The 16960-nt window shown below is 45.1% G+C and carries 14 protein-coding genes; 4 read left to right on the forward strand and 10 right to left on the reverse strand.

The window, feature by feature from the left end:
* Positions 1 to 294: 294 nt before the first annotated feature.
* Positions 295 to 2544: an HzsA-related protein gene (locus IE103_RS14945; protein ID WP_189346936.1), complete on the reverse strand. Its 2250-nt coding sequence runs from the start codon at positions 2542 to 2544 to the stop codon at positions 295 to 297.
* A 284-nt stretch (positions 2545 to 2828) separates the two neighbouring features.
* Between IE103_RS14945 and IE103_RS14950 the strand changes: the two genes are divergently transcribed.
* Complete coding sequence (locus tag IE103_RS14950) at positions 2829 to 4466, forward strand: hypothetical protein (protein WP_189346937.1); 1638 nt, start codon at positions 2829 to 2831, stop codon at positions 4464 to 4466.
* A 160-nt stretch (positions 4467 to 4626) separates the two neighbouring features.
* Entirely contained in the window at positions 4627 to 6021 is a 1395-nt protein-coding gene (locus IE103_RS14955; RefSeq protein WP_189346938.1) for an HD-GYP domain-containing protein, read from the forward strand.
* Positions 6022 to 6066: 45 nt separating this feature from the next.
* On the opposite strand, the gene IE103_RS14960 is transcribed toward IE103_RS14955, so the two are convergent.
* From IE103_RS14960 to IE103_RS14990, 7 genes are all read right to left on the reverse strand, one after another.
* On the reverse strand, positions 6067 to 6390 hold the full coding sequence (locus IE103_RS14960) for a DUF2322 family protein (protein WP_189346939.1): 324 nt from the start codon (positions 6388 to 6390) through the stop codon (positions 6067 to 6069).
* A 321-nt stretch (positions 6391 to 6711) separates the two neighbouring features.
* Positions 6712 to 8835 (reverse strand): amidohydrolase family protein, encoded by a 2124-nt coding sequence (locus tag IE103_RS14965; protein ID WP_189346940.1) that lies wholly within the window; start codon positions 8833 to 8835, stop codon positions 6712 to 6714.
* Positions 8836 to 9119: 284 nt separating this feature from the next.
* A complete protein-coding gene (locus tag IE103_RS14970; RefSeq protein WP_189346941.1) occupies positions 9120 to 9632 on the reverse strand; it encodes a TPM domain-containing protein in 513 nt (170 codons plus the stop codon).
* Complete coding sequence (locus IE103_RS14975) at positions 9632 to 10534, reverse strand: TPM domain-containing protein (protein ID WP_229827308.1); 903 nt, start codon at positions 10532 to 10534, stop codon at positions 9632 to 9634. Before IE103_RS14975 ends, IE103_RS14970 begins: the two co-directional genes overlap by 1 nt.
* 8 nt (positions 10535 to 10542) lie before the next feature.
* On the reverse strand, positions 10543 to 11130 hold the full coding sequence (locus tag IE103_RS14980; RefSeq protein WP_189346943.1) for a LemA family protein: 588 nt from the start codon (positions 11128 to 11130) through the stop codon (positions 10543 to 10545).
* Between the two features lie 122 nt (positions 11131 to 11252).
* A complete protein-coding gene (locus IE103_RS14985; protein ID WP_268248983.1) occupies positions 11253 to 11717 on the reverse strand; it encodes a NanQ anomerase/TabA/YiaL family protein in 465 nt (154 codons plus the stop codon).
* A 111-nt stretch (positions 11718 to 11828) separates the two neighbouring features.
* Positions 11829 to 13091 carry a putative Na+/H+ antiporter gene (locus tag IE103_RS14990; RefSeq protein ID WP_189346945.1) on the reverse strand — a complete coding sequence of 421 codons (1263 nt, stop codon included), beginning with the start codon at positions 13089 to 13091 and terminating at the stop codon, positions 11829 to 11831.
* A gap of 213 nt (positions 13092 to 13304) precedes the next feature.
* Between IE103_RS14990 and IE103_RS14995 the strand changes: the two genes are divergently transcribed.
* The gene (locus IE103_RS14995; protein ID WP_189346946.1) at positions 13305 to 13550 is read left to right on the forward strand and encodes a hypothetical protein; all 246 of its coding nucleotides are present in this window, start codon (positions 13305 to 13307) and stop codon (positions 13548 to 13550) included.
* A gap of 82 nt (positions 13551 to 13632) precedes the next feature.
* Here the strand turns inward: IE103_RS14995 and IE103_RS15000 are convergent, their stop codons facing one another.
* Complete coding sequence (locus IE103_RS15000; RefSeq protein WP_189346947.1) at positions 13633 to 13971, reverse strand: DUF3579 domain-containing protein; 339 nt, start codon at positions 13969 to 13971, stop codon at positions 13633 to 13635.
* A gap of 445 nt (positions 13972 to 14416) precedes the next feature.
* Here IE103_RS15000 and IE103_RS15005 point away from each other — a divergent pair, with 445 nt between their 5' ends.
* The gene (locus IE103_RS15005) at positions 14417 to 15886 is read left to right on the forward strand and encodes a M20/M25/M40 family metallo-hydrolase (RefSeq protein WP_189346948.1); all 1470 of its coding nucleotides are present in this window, start codon (positions 14417 to 14419) and stop codon (positions 15884 to 15886) included.
* A 187-nt stretch (positions 15887 to 16073) separates the two neighbouring features.
* On the opposite strand, the gene IE103_RS15010 is transcribed toward IE103_RS15005, so the two are convergent.
* On the reverse strand, positions 16074 to 16817 hold the full coding sequence (locus IE103_RS15010; RefSeq protein WP_189346949.1) for a YoaK family protein: 744 nt from the start codon (positions 16815 to 16817) through the stop codon (positions 16074 to 16076).
* Positions 16818 to 16960: the final 143 nt, after the last annotated feature.

Below are 16960 nucleotides of genomic sequence, written 5' to 3' on the forward strand. Positions count from 1 at the left end.
ACCGATCTTGTGCCGCGATTCTGCGTGGCAAAAAAATGGATTAACAAAAACCTTTGATTATAAAGGTATTTAGCTCTGAACAAGCTTGTATTTGTCCGTTTTTGCGATGCAGCAGGATGCAAATCCCTCATTTGGATTCGACTTTGCATCAGGTAAGCAAAGTAATGCGCTTATCTAGCGTGATTTTCTATATTAAAACCTTTTAAGTTGATCTTAAAATTCGTTAAATTAATCAAATCTCGATAAATTTCAATTTTTTTGAGTGCTTTGCACGATTGATGATCGATGGTGAGTTTATCTTGCTAATTTCCAGCGTCTTATCAGTTCCCGCAAGGCCTCTGGTTGATTGATTGGCGCGGGGAAGTTTGCTTGATCACGATGATTGACCCCATGGCAAGATGCACAGACCCGAATCTCTCCAGCTTTGAAAGTGATCCAATTTCTTTCTCTGACGATCGCTTGACCTTGTTGATCAGTTGTTTGCCAAGTTAGCGCACGTTCTGCTGGCACTAAGGCTGCTGTGGAACCATCTTTGGAAATGATGACACTGCTTTTAGGTTGGGATCGGGTCGAATTTTCTGAGTTTGCACTGAGATTGAGCGGATGAAAGTCTTTAATCGTTTGTGCAAGATGCCTGCGTCCCGCTCGATCAGCGTAAGCACGTACTTGCTCTGCTTGAAGAATTTGGAAATGCTGGATCGAATAAAGCTTGCCGTCGGGATTAATTGCCGACAGTGTTTTAATGCCACCCGGCACTTGTAGGTTGTACGGTTGTTGCAAGTCTGCACGATCTCGGCTGGTTTGATTGCGCGTGATAATGAGTGCTAATTGATTTCGTTCCAACCAACCGCGAAATTCAGCCTCATCAATTTTCTCCGCATTTAAAATGTTTTTTTCTGGTGCCTCAAGTTGTGGCAATTGTGCTGGCACTTGTCTACGTGGCTTTAATTCAACTGGATCGAGTTCCCACAACTCTCCTTGATAATGACGTAACTGTTCGCCATCCCACCAGCTTAGCGATTTACGTATGCCCTTAGTTAGTGGCGTTGCCGCCGTATATTGTCCGGAGGAGGTATCTATCGTCAGATATTTTAGGCGCAAGTCTCTTAAGTTTGTTTCTGGTTCTGGTGGTAATTGATTACTTGTGTGACTAGCGATTAGCTTGCCATCCGAGAGCGGGAGTGGATTTCGATAACGTCCATCTTTTAGGTTATCCGATTTGTCGAAACGAGTTACGGCAAGGATTTGCATTTGTTCTGGATTAATGTCTGGTCTGGCATTGACTTTGATGATGCTATCGGTGGTAAATGATGCTGACTCGCGTGCGTTAATTCCAAACAATACGCCAGGTTCAAGTGGGTCTTCACGTAAGTGGAAAATGCCGCCTTCACGTCTTAGTGCTAGACGATTGCGATGTAATTCCTCGCGTGTGCGTTTGCTCAGATTTTTGTCATGCATGAAGCTTGGCGTGAGATAGCCAAAAGAGAGCTCATGTAATCCAGCGTGGTTAATGGTTTCTTCATTTCCGCCGTCTTGATCAATCTGCCAAATGCTAAAGAAGTTGCTGCGAAATGCATGAACTGAACCGTAGGGACTTTCGCTGCCAACTCGTGATTCTGGGAAGATTTCTTCTCGACTTTCAAGTTGTTTTGCTTGTGCTGTTTCGTCGGAATAATTAAATGATTTGAATGGCAGTGCAACGCCGTTACGGCTAGCGTCTCGATCTCGATCGGCCAACTGATCTTGCTGTAAATGGTCCCAGCGTGTGAATATCACTCGCCCTGCATGGTCAATAATGGGTGTAAATGCACCGCTGGGTGTGTGACTTAATAAGCGTAACTTGCCGCTGCTAGGATTAAGTTTCCATAGACCAGAAATGCTGGGCGTCGCTTCGTATTCATCTAACTGTGGGTATAGATGTAGATCACCTGTACGTGGTCTATCTGATGTAAAAATGATTTCTTCATCATCTGCATAAATCGGCGATACATTATTGAATCGCGCATCTTGATTTTTTATTTTTTGAATTACTGCTTTTTGATTTTTTTCTAATCCGCTTATTTCATAAAGCTGCCAGCGGAAGCCTGGGCTTGCCTTAGTTTGTAGCTCTTTCGATCGTCTTGGAGATCCTAAAAGCATACTAAATATCACCTTCTTGCCAGCTGGATGTACCGAAGGTTCTCTCACCGCGATTGCTCTATCTGATTGCAAACCTGACATGCCATATCCAGCTTCGGCGGTGAGATTACGCAAGCTACCGTCAGGATAACGCAACATCAAATCACCACCACGCGGCACATCTTTGACACTGGTGCCATGATTGGCGAATGCCGAGAGTCGCGTATTGTTGTCGTGATCAACTGGCACTTGGGTAACAAATAGAATCGGCTTGCTGCTTTCTACTGCAAGTCGCGGATTTATTGTTGGCTCACCCAATAAGGCCAACTTAGATTTTGTATCGAGGTGAGAGTCCTTCGGTTTCTCGCACCCACTCAAGTAACAAAGTGCAATCAAAAGTAGCGTAATTTTGGAACAAATATGCATATAGGTGATCAATGTAAAAAGCCGCTACAAAAAATTGATGTTCGTTTGCAGTGATTATTTGTTAAGTTCAATCTTGACGTGATGTTGAAATAGTTGATTGGTGAAATCTTACTTGAGTTTTTTCATAAACTGCGCCAATCTTATTAATCTTAATATGCAAAGCGGTAAAATTTTTATCGCCATCATCCAAAGTTGTGCGGGTGATGTGTAAATTAATGCCCAAATTAACCTCATAAAGAACGCGTTAGTGAGTGGGTTCAAACGAATAAAAGACGAGACAGAAAATGACAAGATCTAAAATAGCACCTGTAAAAAATGCGTGGTATCGGTCTAAACAAAGGGTAGGCGTAACGCTCGCTTCAATGCTTGCGATCGCGTCTATAGTTGCGGCATGTGGCGGCTCTGGTGGCGGTAATGCGGTAACTTCGGTGCCCGGCAATGGTAATGGAACCGGTACGACTAATCCCAATCCAGTCGGTCCGCCATGGTTAAGTCATGGCGGTAACGCGCAACACGACGGTTTGTCTGCAGTGGCGACGCAAGCATTTTCACGAATTGTGTGGCAGGCGCCAGTTGACCTCGCTCCTAAGTATTCGACACAAGGCTATTTGTTGGTTCACTATGGATCACCCGTCATCACTGCAAAAAATACAGTGATCTTGCCAGTGAAGTCAGCGGCAGATTTAGTGTATCGCTTCGAGGCGCGCAATGGAAATGATGGCAAATTACTGTGGTCAGAAAATACTGATTACATTATGCCGCCGCATCGTTGGACGCCAGCTTACAACCTAAGTTTGGCGGCAAATAATCGTGTGTATGCTCCAGGTGCAGGTGGAAAAGTGTTTTACCGTGAAGATGCTGATGCGATTAGTGGTACCTTGAAGGTGGCGGTGTTTTATGGCGAGGCAGTTTATAACGCCAATAAAGCCGCGATGGATAAAGCGGTAATGATTAACACTCCCATCACCATCGATGCGCAAAACAATGTTTATTTTGGCTTTATTGCGACGGCAGGTAATCCGGCTGGCTTAAGCAGTGGAGTTGCGCGGATTGCTGCAGATGGTAAAGCTAGCTGGGTCAGCGTCGCTAACCTAGCTGCTGGAACTGGCGTAGCTAAACCAGCGACCAATAGTGCATTTGCAGTATCAAAAGACCAAAAAACCTTGTATGTCGTTGCCAACGATAATATTGCTACTGGGGTGCGTCAAACAGGTTATTTGTTAGCACTTGATGCATCGAGCTTGGCATTAAAGTCAAAAGTACAGTTAATTGATCCCAATGAGAATGGTGCTGCCAATATCTCTGACGACAGTACAGCATCGCCGCTGGTGGGACCCGATGGCGATGTTTATATTGGTGTCTTAGAAAAGACGTATGGTTCGCACAATGCACGAGGTTGGCTATTGCACTTCAATGCTGATTTGTCGCAAACGAAATTGCCGGGTTCTTTTGGTTGGGATGATACGCCATCCATTGTGCCAGCAAATTTAGTTCCCAGTTACAAAGGAAGTTCGCCCTATTTGTTAATGGTGAAATATAACAATTACGAACGCGCAGGTTCTGGAAATGGGATGAATGAAATAGCAATTATTGATCCGCATATTTCGCAGGATGATGAGTTTGCTAACGTTAAAGTCATGAAAGAAGTGATCACCATGCTAGCCCCTACACCAGATCCAAATGTACCAGGTGGCTTTATTGAATGGTGCATTAATACCGCCGCTGTCGATCCATTTACCAAATCAGTGATTGTTAATAGCGAGGATGGCTATCTGTATCGTTGGGATCTAAGCACCAATGCTTTGAGCGAAAAGATACGCTTGACGAGTGGATTGGGTGAATCCTACACGCCTACTGCCGTAGGTGCTGATGGAAAAGTGTACGCGATCAACAATGCAATTTTGTTTGCGATTGGTAAATAGAACTAAATTTAGTAAATTTACTTGCTCCATCTCGTTGATAACTTTGCCGAGTATCTTGTAGGGGATTAGAGTTGCTACTCGGCAAAAATTTATGCTTTGATGTATTCTTTGCTTTGCTAGATTCGATAATCGAGTCAATGATCGCGCAAGGGGATACCACATGTCGCAAGTCATCGTAAATCAAGACAGCTTCGCTACACAGACCGTGCCTGGGTTAAAGTTATCTGAATTGATCAGTGCCCTAAGTCATGCGCTCGATATCACTGAAGGGCAACCCGAAGGGCACTGCATACGTTGCTGTTGGATTGGCATGCATATCGGGCGCGAGATGCATTTGCCGGAAGACCAACTGTGGAATTTGTATTACACCTTACTCTTGAAGGATCTCGGTTGTAGTAGCAATGCGGCACGCATTTGTGAGTTGTATTTGACCGATGATTTGCAATTTAAGCGAGATTTCAAAACTGTCGGTGATAGCTTGCCGCAGGTTTTACATTTTGTTCTCAAACATACGGGTTTAAAAGCGGGCTTGGCCGAGCGTTTTCGTAGCGTGTTAACGATCTTGCGTGATGGTCGAAATATTGCGCAGGAATTGATCGCTACTCGATGTCAACGCGGTGCCGAAATTGCACGCCTATTGCGTTTTTCAGAAGACGTGGCGCAAGGAATTTACAGCCTTGATGAGCATTTCAATGGGCAGGGGCGTCCTGATGGTTTAAAAGCCGACACCATACCGATGTTTTCTCGTATCGCCTTGCTCGCCCAAGTGATAGATGTGTTTCAGATTGCGGATGGTGCTGACGCGGCATTAAACGAAATTCGTGAACGTTCTGGTGTTTGGTTTGATCCCTTATTAATCGATGCATTTGAACGCGTTGCGGAGCGAGAAGATTTTTGGCTTGCTTTACGCGCGGATGATATTCATCTTCGGGTGCTCGCTCTGGAACCGCATTCGTATGAAGTGCCTTTAGATGAAGATTATCTCGACGACATTGCTGCAGCGTTTGGACAAGTGGTTGACTCGAAAAGCCCTTATACCAGTGGTCACAGCGCCAGAGTCGCTTTATATGCCGATTTGATTGCTGAAGCTTTACAACTCAGCCCACAGCGCAGACGATGGTTGAAGCGTGGTGCCTTGTTGCATGATGTCGGAAAACTCGGTGTGAGCAATAGCGTATTGGATAAGGCAGGGAAATTGGATATCTCAGAATGGGATGAAGTGAAATTGCATGCCAGTTACACGGAAACAATTTTATCGCGCATATCGGCATTTTCTGAATTGGCTAAAGTCTCGGCCGCGCATCATGAAAAACTAGATGGCACTGGTTATCCACGAGGCTTGAAAGCTGAGGAGATTAGTTTAGAAACCAGAATCATTACGACAGCGGATATTTTTGACGCGATTACTGCTGAGCGCCCTTATCGCGGGGCTACACCGATACCGAAAACTTTGGAAATCATGGCAGAGAACTTGCATACCGCCATCGACGAGCGATGTTTTGAAGCCTTGAAATTAGCGATTGCGAAATTGGAAAAAATGGAAGCGACGCAGTGAAGCCACTCACTGCATCGATCATTCGTATCGCTTCTTTTTATTTGCTTATTTGCTGATCAGTTGTACGCGATAGCTATTGCATGCCGTATCTTTGTTATTCACTATGTCGAATAATCGGTCGATGTTTGGATGTTTCCCAGGAAACGCGAGTGCATCTGCAGTGTGTTCCGCATACATCGCTAAACCTTTGTTCGCTGCAGCGACATCAATTGCGCCAAACTCCGCAAATAAAGCGTGATACACGCGCACACTACCCGCAGAGCCGGGTTTGTTCTCAATGCGCGCCGCGAGTTGATCATTGGTATATAGCTCGATTGCTTGAAGATGATCAATGCTGGGTAGGCTAGATAAAATTTCGCTAAATTGCATAGAGTTTTCTCGTAAATGAAGGTGTGAGATGCGGGGAGAACATCGCATCGTGTAAATCGGGCGCCATCTTAATCGACGGGCAGTGAATGTACAAGCTTAAAGTTTGAAGTATGTATATAAGTCAAACGCAGGAATAATTTGAGCCTGCAAGTTGATAATTGCGAGTCGATCTCGATCGATGCAATTTGTCAGAATTTTTTATCAACGTCTCTCAATATCTAGCTTTAATTTCGTTCCTTTAATCTTTCGCTTTGATCCGATGTTTGCTTAAATTGTCCCCGCTGGAATCTAGGTGCAGAGTAGACGCCAGCGGGTTCAGATTTAATCGTGTTTTGCAGCGCCGAAGAAACGTTGCATAGCACCTTCATTCATTCCAATCGGATTCGACGCAGATACAGCTTGTAGTTGCTTTAATGTAGGCTGTTGATCGACGAAGGGCTTGATGCCCATGCTTTGATGAATTTCACGCGGATACATTAAATAACCGCGTGTAATTACGGCAGAGATCTTACGAATATCTTCGATGTTCTTGGTTGGATCACCGTCGACTAACACCAAGTCAGCTAGTTTGCCTACACTGATCGAGCCACGTTCGTTTTGTGTGCGGGTATAAATTGCGCCGTTGCGCGTTGCCACTTGTAATGCTTGCGCTGGACTCAAGCCCGCTTTGACTAATAGTGCGAGTTCGGAATGTAGCGTGAAGCCGGTCAGTTCGTCGGTGCCCGCAACAATTGGCACGCCTGCTTTGTACAAACGACCAACGAAATCGATCATTTTTGCATAGGATTTTTCGTAGCGTTGATGGGTTGCATCATCCGCGATTTTCATTGTCCCAACTGAGAATCCGCGACGTACATCCGGTGGCATGTGGTCAGCGATTGCGGCGAAGGGCTGATTGATCGTGCCATCTTTTTGTCGTAAAAATGAGAAGGTCGCCAAAGTTGGATCGATGGCGATTTGTTTGGCTTTTAAGCGTGCGATAAAGTCTTTTACGGGTTTTGAATTAAAGTCGATATCCACCGTTTTTTCAGATGGCAAAATAAATCGATCTAAGGTACGTGTATCGGTTTTTGGCGTCGCTAGAAAATTGAGCATCACTTGGTTGATATGTTGAATCTCGTCATAGCCAGCGTCGAGTGCTTCAAATGCACGTAAGCCAACTGGAATATGCCCAGAAACTCTTAAGCCACGCGTATGTGCGTAGGCGACGGTCTCTTTCAGAATTTCTTTTGGAAATGAGTTATAGATTTTGAGTTGTGGATAGCCATGCTGTGCATACCAATCAATCGCATTCTTCGCCTCGGCTAAGTTCTTAATGACGAAACCATTATTCGCTGAATAGGGACTTTCTCCCTCTAAAAATCCGGCTGGGACAATTTGTGGACCTAACAGGTCACCTTTGCCGATTTCGTTTAACAGCAATTGCATCTGTGCATTATCATTACCCATGTCACGCACGCTAGTGACTCCAGCAGCGATGTTGAGACCGCCATCCCAGCGTCCGACATGGCCATGCATATCAAATAAGCCTGGTAATAAAATTTTTCCTTGCGCGTCAATCTCGGCAACCGCTCCGCGCACCGGTGAGCCTGCTGGCAAGATTGCGGTGATACGACCGCGCAATACATACACATCCGATGCCGCTTTGAGTTGCGCTCTGTCGCTATCGAAAATGCGCGCGTTACGAATCACAGTTAAACCTGGAAGAGGGTGTTGCAGTGTCTTGGCGCGCTCGAGTAGCACTTTGCTTTCTGCAGCTTTCTGAAAGTTCGCCATCGCTTCGCCGTTGGCTTGCCAACCTTCTTCGACCATTTTCATATAGCCTGGAATGACAACCGCGAATAAACGTGGATCAGCGCCAGTGGTCGCCCATACAAAACTTGGTGATAGGCCGATGCCCGTTTGCGCTAACAATTGCACGGTTTGTTTTTTGTCGCCATTGCGGACTTCTAATTCACCAATTTTGCTTTGTGAAAGCGTGCCAGATGGTAGCAAGGTTAAGCGTTTGTCGGCTGATTTTTCGAGTGCGGTGATCGATAGCGAACCTATCGCAAATGAGCTATTGAGTGGGATGTAAAGGGCAGAGCCCTTAACAGTTTGTTTGCCTTGTTCAGAGGTGGATTTCCATTCGGCTTGATCGCCAACGCGTTGGTAACTTTCGTTGACAACAGCACCGAAAGTGGAATTGCCAGTGACTTTATATTCTTTTGGTAAACCGTCTGCACCTAGCCGAAATTCTTCATTTAGTTCTGGGCCACGACCATTATCTTTAAAGATAAAACGCACCTTGGTTAAACCTTGATCATCTCGCTGCACAATTTGTTCGCCCGCTTGTTTACCGTTTTCGACAAAGATTAAATACTTGGTTGTTTGTGTATCCGCAAATGCGCTAGTGGCGTAAAGCAGCATGAGGCTTGATGCAATAATTGTTTTGATGCGTTTCATAGAAAATGTCCTTTATGAGTAAGCAAGAAGGGGAGCATTGAATAGCAAGATACGGACGCTAGACATTGATGCATAGTCAGGAAAAGAAATAAAAGAGCAATGCACTTTAGCATGCTGTGACGCCATCAAGCGCTATCAAGCACTATTAGATTAAGAAAACCAGCGTAAGCGTGGTCAATATGCACAATGGCGGGGGAGAGTATGTAGTGGCTGTGTACGAGTTAATAGAAAAAAGCTGGCAGAGCGAAATCACTCTGCCAGCTTGAAAATAGTTTGAACAAAATTTACGGAATAAAAATCAGTTCGTTGCTGAGTTCATCAGGATTTTCCGCATCTGAGGCAATTGGGAAATGTTGACGCAGCAATTGTGCGCATGCACTCAAAGCTTGGCTCAATCCCTCGATCACATGCGCAGCTGCCAATTCAGATTGAAGTTGTACGCAGATCGTATTCCACTGGTCTTGCCCGACTAATCGGTTGATGCCACGGTCAGCGACGATTTCTATCTTTCGTTCTGCTAACAAAATGTAGATAAGAATGCCGCTATTTTCTTCCGTATCCCAAACGTGCAATTCTGAGAACCAATGAATTGCCCGTTGACGTGCCGTTGTACCGGCGCGTACAAGGGATAGAGCGAGTTGTGATTCAACCACTAATCTGATTTCTCCTCGATGACCTTGCTCAGCCTTGATAATTTCTTGGCTGAGACGTCGGCGATTGGCATCGTTGAAATACTGACGATAGGGATTGGGACTTAGTTGCGCGCGCAAATTTTGCCATACTCGTTTGTTTGTCATTACCAATCCCCCGAGGCGCCACCGCCGCCAAAATCACCACCACCGCCGCTGAAACCATCGTTATCGCTGCCGCCACCTCCACCGCCGCTAAAGCCACCGATTGCACCGCTTTGTAAAACTGCGCCAGCGATGTCCCAGAATAAACGACTACTGAGTAAGCTGTAGATGATAATCATCAGCATGCCGGCCAGCATCGCCATTCCGATCGGTGTTCCTGCCAATAAGGCAGCGCCTGCGCTACCAAGCCCTAAACCACTACGTCCCAACCACGGGCCAAAAATTTTACTCAGGATGAATCCGGCAACTAATAAGCCTAACCATACAAGCGGATGTAATCCAAAAATGTTGAAGTTGTCTTGAAAATGCGCCGTTTGCCCTTGACTGGGCGCGGGTGGTGGCAGTTCTTCGCCAGCAATCACTGCACTGATTTTATCGATGCCGATATTGATACCACCGTAGAAGTCATTTTGTTTGAACGCTGGGCGCACAAATTCCCGAATGATGCGGGCGCTGGTGACATCGGTTAGCGCTCCTTCTAAACCACGACCGACCTCAATTCTTAGGCGCTTATCATTTTTGGCGACCAAGAATAGCACGCCATCGGCAGTACCTTTGCGCCCCAACTTCCATTCATCAACAACACGGATAGAAAATTGTTCTATACCTTCTTCACCCGTGCTAGGAATGATCAACACTGCAATCTGACTACCTTTGGTCTTTTCAAGCGTTGCTAGTTTTTGTGCAAGCGACTCAATTTGTTCAGGTGTCAGGGTTTGCGTCAAATCGGTAACGCGCTTTGATAACTTAGGAACCGGAATTTGCTCTGCAATGGCATTACTACTTCCGAATACAAGGAATATCGGAAGCAGTAAGGCCAAGCAAAAAGTTGTGAAAGACTTCACCGTCAACATTATTTCTTACCGAAATCGACTTTTGGTGCGTTTGAAATTGCTTTTTCATTTTCAACAGTAAAGTTCGGCTTCACATTCATGCCAAACATTTTTGCAGTCAGATTGCTTGGGAAGGAACGTACGGTGACGTTGTAGGTCTGTACGCTTTTAATATAGCGATCGCGTGCAACAGTAATACGATTTTCTGTACCTTCTAGTTGCGCTGAAAGATCACGGAAATTATCGTTCGCTTTCAATGCTGGATAGTTTTCAGAAATCATCATCAGGCGTGACAACGCTGAACTCATGCCAGCTTGTGCTTCTTGAAATTTTTTCAAAGCTTCTGCGTCTTTCGCCAATTCTGGTGTCATTTGTATGCTGCCAATTTTTGAGCGTGCTTCTGTCACGCCGAGTAAGACTTCTTTTTCATGATCGGCATAGCCTTGTACGACATTCACCAAGTTAGGTACTAAGTCTGCACGACGCTGATAATTGTTTAAGACATCAGACCATGCAGCTGACACTGCTTCATCTTGCTGTTGCAGAGTGTTATAGCCGCAACCAGTTAAGCTAGTTGCGAGAAGAGCGATTAACAAAAAACGTTTCATAGAATTTGCTCCTAAAAAATTAGATATTAGAAATAAGAAATTGAGTGAATACACAAAAATTGAACAACAGATCACTACAAGACCCGCGCAGCATACCGTAACTGTGCGATGAAAATCTTCGGTTATTTGGATAAAATTTTTATCACTACTTTTTTGATTTGCATAGCTTGATTTACTGCCCGACATGGACGATGTAACTCGCCTGGAAAGAATACAGCATACATGCCAGCCGTGAGGACAATACGTGTTTCATTTTCTTGTTGCGCGACAAATGCAATATCGCGTTCCGCCAAAAAATCATCAGTCGATTTGAGATTGCTGTTCGCTGGCAAAAAGCCTAATGCCTCTTGTCCACTCAGTAAATATTGGACATCAATATGACGCGCATGAAATTCTGGGAAACCTAGATCCCAACTTTGCGTAATTGGGTCTTGCACGATCGCGAACATGCGTTCTCCATCGATCGGATATCGTCCGGGCGCGATTTTCGTGTAGTCGGTATCGCGTAGATGCTGTAAAGCTTTTTCAATATCCGTGCTGGCACTTGAGTGAATAGTTTGAGTTTGATGCAAGTGACCAAGAATCATAGTGGTAGGTGAGGGCAATCCTCAAGCAAGTGATGTATCAAGAAAGTGGGAATCATAGCACTAAGTGCAATCCTTAAAGAACTTTAGATAATTCATCCACAGCCGCAAAAATTAGAGCAGGCGAAACGCCAAAGCAGCAATGATAGTGGGCCCCAAAGCAGCGAGGAATAGTCCGAATGGATGAATTGCCTCGTCTTTAAAGTGACCGCGAAGAATGGCAAAACCAGCTGGATTGGGCGCATTTGCGATGATGGTTAAACCGCCGCCAGTCACCGCACCAGTGACCAAAGCATATTTAAAGCTATCAGAAAGACCTTCTACTAATGAGCCAAGATAAGTGAGCGCTGCATTGTCAGTTACCGCAGTGAGTAGGGTGGCGCCATAAAACACTTGATCGCTACTCATGCTAAGCAATACTGGTTGTAGCCACCATTGCTGCTGACCTCCCAACACCACTAGACCTGCCAGAAAAAACGCCACTAACAAACCTTCGCGCAAAATCAAACGATCTTGGTATTGTTGATAGGCTTGTGTAATGCCCAGAAAAAACAAAAATAAGCCCATGAAGATTGCTGGGTGATGCGCAAACGCGACCACGGCAGTCAGGAAAGCAAAGTGGGCGATACTTAAGACAAGCGGCGTTTTCTGTACCTCTTTGGTCGGGCTGGCTTGCGGCAATTGAATTAGTTCACGATGAAATAGTGCTGCCATGCAGATAGTACTAAAGCTGATTGCTGCTGCCGCTTTCCACCCTATCATTGTCAGCATGAATGGCATGTCCCAACCCCATTTGCCCGCCACCATAAGGACAGGCGGTGCAGCAAATGGTGTGAGCGTCCCGCCTATGGATACATTCACAAAAAGTAAGCCTAAGGTGGCGTACTTAAATCGATTCGATACGGGGCGTGAGAAAAAACATTCGGCGATCATGAGTGCGGCTAAAGTCATTGCCGCAGGTTCTGTGATGAACGAACCTAATAGCGGAACCGTAATCATGACAATCACATATAAACCTAAACTTCCCGGCAAGGGCAATAGGTTTGCTAGCCATTTCACCGCCGACATACTTGATTGAATGATGGGCCGGGTGCCAGCGATGACCATGATGGCAAAAACGAACATCGGTTCTGTGAAATTGCGCGAGTCGATATAAGTGGTAGCTGCTTGTGATCCTTCTAAACCGAAGATTGCAAGCATCAACACAAATGCCCAAAAGCCAAACACCACCTCGACTTCACCTAGCAGATGCCACAGGCCAGAGTGAGATGGCTTTGCATGCGCTAAACGCTCAAAAAACTTAGTTGAGAATGTATGGATGATCGCGATCACAAACAGAATCGCGCCTATCAATTGGACATGTGTGGGGGATGGCATGTGAGCTTATCGATTCGATGTCGAGTAGTGACAAATGTGTGCTTATGAGTGGGTGGTCGTAATTGGATTGATGGCTAATGCAATTGAGCGTTTTCTTGTGCCCTAGCTTGCGCAAAGATCCAATTCAATCAGATTTGATTTATTATTGTTCGAGCTAATTATTGTAGCTTACACATCCAGACCTCTGCTAAAAATCCTTAAATAAGGAAGCTTATGCCTATCTTGTACTTGAGTCTGATTGCTATCGTTTCGGCAGTGATTTGGCACCGTTTGCAAAAACGATTTCTACTGGCAACTGCCTTGTCGGCAATTAGCGCGACGCTGCTGTTTGAATTGTTGGCGTATGTTGAAGCGGGATCTCTTGACCCATTTTTTATGATTGCGAGTGTGTTTGCGTTTGGCTTGAGTTTTTTAATCTCAGTTGCGATTGGATTGTTGATGCGCAGGCTTCGAGAATGAAATTAGGTATTCGATGATTGAAGTTTTCACTTAGTGATCCTGCATGATCACATCATCTAGATATGAGGCGCGTGAAAGTCACCTAGGATTTGGCCGGTGTTGGATCGGGCAATAAGCATGCATCGATAATTTGTAAGTCATTATCTTTTGCAAAACTCATGACAAAGTGAAAAGCGAGTGGCTCAATCTCACGTAGGGCTTCATTCACCACCACCGAGCGAACGCCATTCAATAGTATAGGGCGAACGTAGGGCGAATATTGCAAATGCGCGTTTCTACCGCCTTCAGGGCGAAAGCACGACATAGCACCACAAAGACGTTCGGCCCAATCGCTTGGACGGAACTGTTTGCCATCACTGGTGAGACCTTGGATAAAGAACTCACTTATTGGCTTGGGAGCGTGTTTGGCTGTATCAGTCATGTGATCCGAGGGCAAAAACGGCAATGCTATGTCTATCAATTCTGGTCGGCTTGATGCTTCAACTATGCCTCAACAACGGTAGATGTTGAACAAAACCAGATTCCTATTTTAACCTACCTATGTATTATATCTTATAGAAGACTTGAACTAAAATCGGGACAGGAAAATTTCTTTGATGCAACGATGTTAAGTATAGTCGATATTCAATCGCTGTAAAGTAAGTCGGATGATCTCGCGAAATTTAATTTAATCCTTAATTATCAATGGCTTATGCTTATCGCTCCGAGAGCTTTAAAGAGAATGTGTTTGTGTTTGATACATTGGAAATAAGCGCAAGAGGAACTTTGTAGAGCTGAACTTGTCTGCTTAATTGCTTTTATGCGCTGTCAAAATCAGCTGGAGTTTTGTTTTATATCACAAGAAAAATCACGATCAAGGGAAAAACATGTTTAATAGAAAAGAGATTCGAACATTGAAGAGCGCTGGATTTGCCTTATTGCTAAGTTGTTTATTTAGTTCTGCGAGTATTTTTGCTGGCCCAGCGAATGACGATAAAAAGCCAGCGGTTTTTAGCGAAAAAGAATTACAAACCGCCGCATGGATACGCGATGCTGCGCGTACCGATAACTTAAGTTACAAAATTCTAGAATCATTGACGACAGAGGTTGGACCTAGGATGGCTGGAAGTCCAGGCGATGCGCTAGCGGTTGCTTGGGCAGAAGCCAAATTTAAAGAGCTTGGTTTTGATAAGGTATGGAAAGAACCAGTGACTTTTCCAAGTTGGAAGCGTGGTATCGAGAAGGCTGAAATTACAGCTCCTTTCCCGCAAGCTTTGGTGATTACGGCGCTGGGAAATACCGTGGCGACGCCACAGAATGGATTAACTGCCGAACTAGTTGAATTCGCGACCTTGAAAGACATGCTAGCAGCGCCGAATGAGAAAGTGCGCGGCAAAATTGTCTTCATTAATCATAAGATGCAAAACTCAAATGAGTATGGCTTGGTGGTGCCTGGCCGCTCCAAAGGAGCATCCGAAGCAGCGCGAAAAGGGGCGGTGGCGATTGTGATTCGTTCAGTTGGTACCGATAGCCATCGCTTGCCGCATACCGGTGTGATGACTTATGACTCCGATGTGCCGCAGATTCCAGCGGCGGCAATGTCAAATCCAGATGCCGATTTAGTAGCTCGTATGCTGAAGCGCGGCAAGCCAGTTTCATTAAAATTAGAAATTAGTGCGAGCGCTGCAGGTACCTACACGTCTTACAACGTGATTGGAGAAATGACTGGTAGTGAATTGCCGAACGAGTATGTCTTGATTGGCGGTCATTTAGATTCTTGGGATTTGGGTACTGGCGCAATTGATGATGGTGCAGGATGTGCGATCACGATGGCTGCAGCAGAATTTATTAAGCGTAATGGACTCAAACCAAAACGCAGTATTCGTGTCGTTTTATTTGCTAATGAAGAGCAAGGGCTGTTTGGTGGAAAGGCGTATTTAGCAGCGTATCAATCGCAAATTACAAAAATTCAAGCGGCTGCTGAGGCAGATTTGGGACAAGGTCCAGTCACTAAAATGGCTTCCTTCGTGCGCGCAGAAGCCTTGCCTCTGGTAAAGCAAATGCACACCATTCTAGCTCCTTTGGGCATAGAAGCTGGCGATAACAATGCCTTTCCCGGTCCGGATATGGGTGATTTGCGAATGGCTGGCGCAGCAAGCTTTGGGTTGGCGTTAAAAGCAGATGACTATTTTGATTTACACCATACGCCCGATGACACATTCGATAAAATCGAACCTGCACGCATCAATCAAGCGGCGGCGACGTATGCCGTGTTTGCGTGGATGGCAGCACAAGCACCGATCGGTTTTGGTTCCGGGCCAGAATTGTTATCCGTGATTAAGGCTACGAAAAAATGAATCGCAAAGAAGTAAATTTTTGCGCACTAATGCACTGTTGAAACGAAATCTGTTAATAGGCTAGTTCCTTGCAGCGATTGTGTAGAAATGTTAGAAGCTAAGTCGAATTGGCGAATATGCGATGAATGAAGTTTGATTTGCTTGGATAAAAAATGAGCGCCTTCAAATTACTTGAATGCGCTCATTTTTATTGGGCACTTGTGTTACTAAACATCGGCGCAAGCGCTAATGCGATTAATGCCAATGCTAGCGGGACGCTAGAAATAAATCCTAGATGTTTGAAGCCAGCCGCACCAAGTACACCACCTATTGCGAATGATAATACTAGTGTGTAATGAAGCCTGAGCTTCTGTTTATTGACGATCACTTTTAAGTCTTGATCGTGTTCGTGATCGCGATTCCAATAGAGTAATTTACCCAGTTCGATACCAATATCGGTGACCAATCCGGTGACATGCGTGGTGCGAATTTCAGCGTGCGAAATTTTGGTGATCAACGCGTTTTGTAAGCCCATCATGTAACACAATAAAATCGCAGTGAACGAGACTGTGATCATTTCGTGCTTTAACAATCCTTGCCCCAGCATGCCGAAGATGAGAAGTAAAACCGCTTCTAAAAATAAGACCGGCGAATAGATAAAGCGAGGAAAATTACGCCGTGCGTAATTCACAATTAAAGCGGTGCAAGCCGCGCCACAAACAAACGATAACATCATAAAAAGCGCTGCGAGCGCTGCCATGCTGTGTCCAAGGATTAGTTCATCTGCAGCGGTTGAAAGCAAGCCTGTCATATGCGAGGTGTACTCGCCAACCGCTAAAAAGCCTCCCGCATTCAGCGCACCTGCAATCCAGCACAAGGTCACACCTAGATGCAGATTTGCTTTCGCATCACGCTTAGGGGAAGTGAGTTTTGCAAGATAGTGCTGAGGCATAGTTGATTCGCGTTGTCGGTGTTGAGTAATCGATGCTAAATAATTTGCTTGGTATTTCATCGAATTACGATATCAAACCCAAGCAAAGTGTATTCAGTTAGAACTTAACTCATCATCGCGCGCTTGCCGTATTTTGGTCAAGT

The sequence above is a fragment of the Affinundibacterium macrobrachii genome, assembly GCF_014652415.1.
Taxonomy (GTDB): domain Bacteria; phylum Pseudomonadota; class Gammaproteobacteria; order Burkholderiales; family Burkholderiaceae_D; genus Undibacterium; species Undibacterium macrobrachii.

What these genes read in the sequence shown, in the direction of transcription:
- IE103_RS14945 (WP_189346936.1), bottom strand. Translation starts at nt 2,544, where the DNA reads ATGCATATTTGTTCCAAAATTACGCTACTTTTGATTGCACTTTGTTAC.
- IE103_RS14950 (WP_189346937.1), top strand. Translation starts at nt 2,829, where the DNA reads ATGACAAGATCTAAAATAGCACCTGTAAAAAATGCGTGGTATCGGTCT.
- IE103_RS14955 (WP_189346938.1), top strand. Translation starts at nt 4,627, where the DNA reads ATGTCGCAAGTCATCGTAAATCAAGACAGCTTCGCTACACAGACCGTG.
- IE103_RS14960 (WP_189346939.1), bottom strand. Translation starts at nt 6,390, where the DNA reads ATGCAATTTAGCGAAATTTTATCTAGCCTACCCAGCATTGATCATCTT.
- IE103_RS14965 (WP_189346940.1), bottom strand. Translation starts at nt 8,835, where the DNA reads ATGAAACGCATCAAAACAATTATTGCATCAAGCCTCATGCTGCTTTAC.
- IE103_RS14970 (WP_189346941.1), bottom strand. Translation starts at nt 9,632, where the DNA reads ATGACAAACAAACGAGTATGGCAAAATTTGCGCGCGCAACTAAGTCCC.
- IE103_RS14980 (WP_189346943.1), bottom strand. Translation starts at nt 11,130, where the DNA reads ATGAAACGTTTTTTGTTAATCGCTCTTCTCGCAACTAGCTTAACTGGT.
- IE103_RS14985 (WP_268248983.1), bottom strand. Translation starts at nt 11,717, where the DNA reads ATGATTCTTGGTCACTTGCATCAAACTCAAACTATTCACTCAAGTGCC.
- IE103_RS14990 (WP_189346945.1), bottom strand. Translation starts at nt 13,091, where the DNA reads ATGCCATCCCCCACACATGTCCAATTGATAGGCGCGATTCTGTTTGTG.
- IE103_RS14995 (WP_189346946.1), top strand. Translation starts at nt 13,305, where the DNA reads ATGCCTATCTTGTACTTGAGTCTGATTGCTATCGTTTCGGCAGTGATT.
- IE103_RS15000 (WP_189346947.1), bottom strand. Translation starts at nt 13,971, where the DNA reads ATGACTGATACAGCCAAACACGCTCCCAAGCCAATAAGTGAGTTCTTT.
- IE103_RS15005 (WP_189346948.1), top strand. Translation starts at nt 14,417, where the DNA reads ATGTTTAATAGAAAAGAGATTCGAACATTGAAGAGCGCTGGATTTGCC.
- IE103_RS15010 (WP_189346949.1), bottom strand. Translation starts at nt 16,817, where the DNA reads ATGCCTCAGCACTATCTTGCAAAACTCACTTCCCCTAAGCGTGATGCG.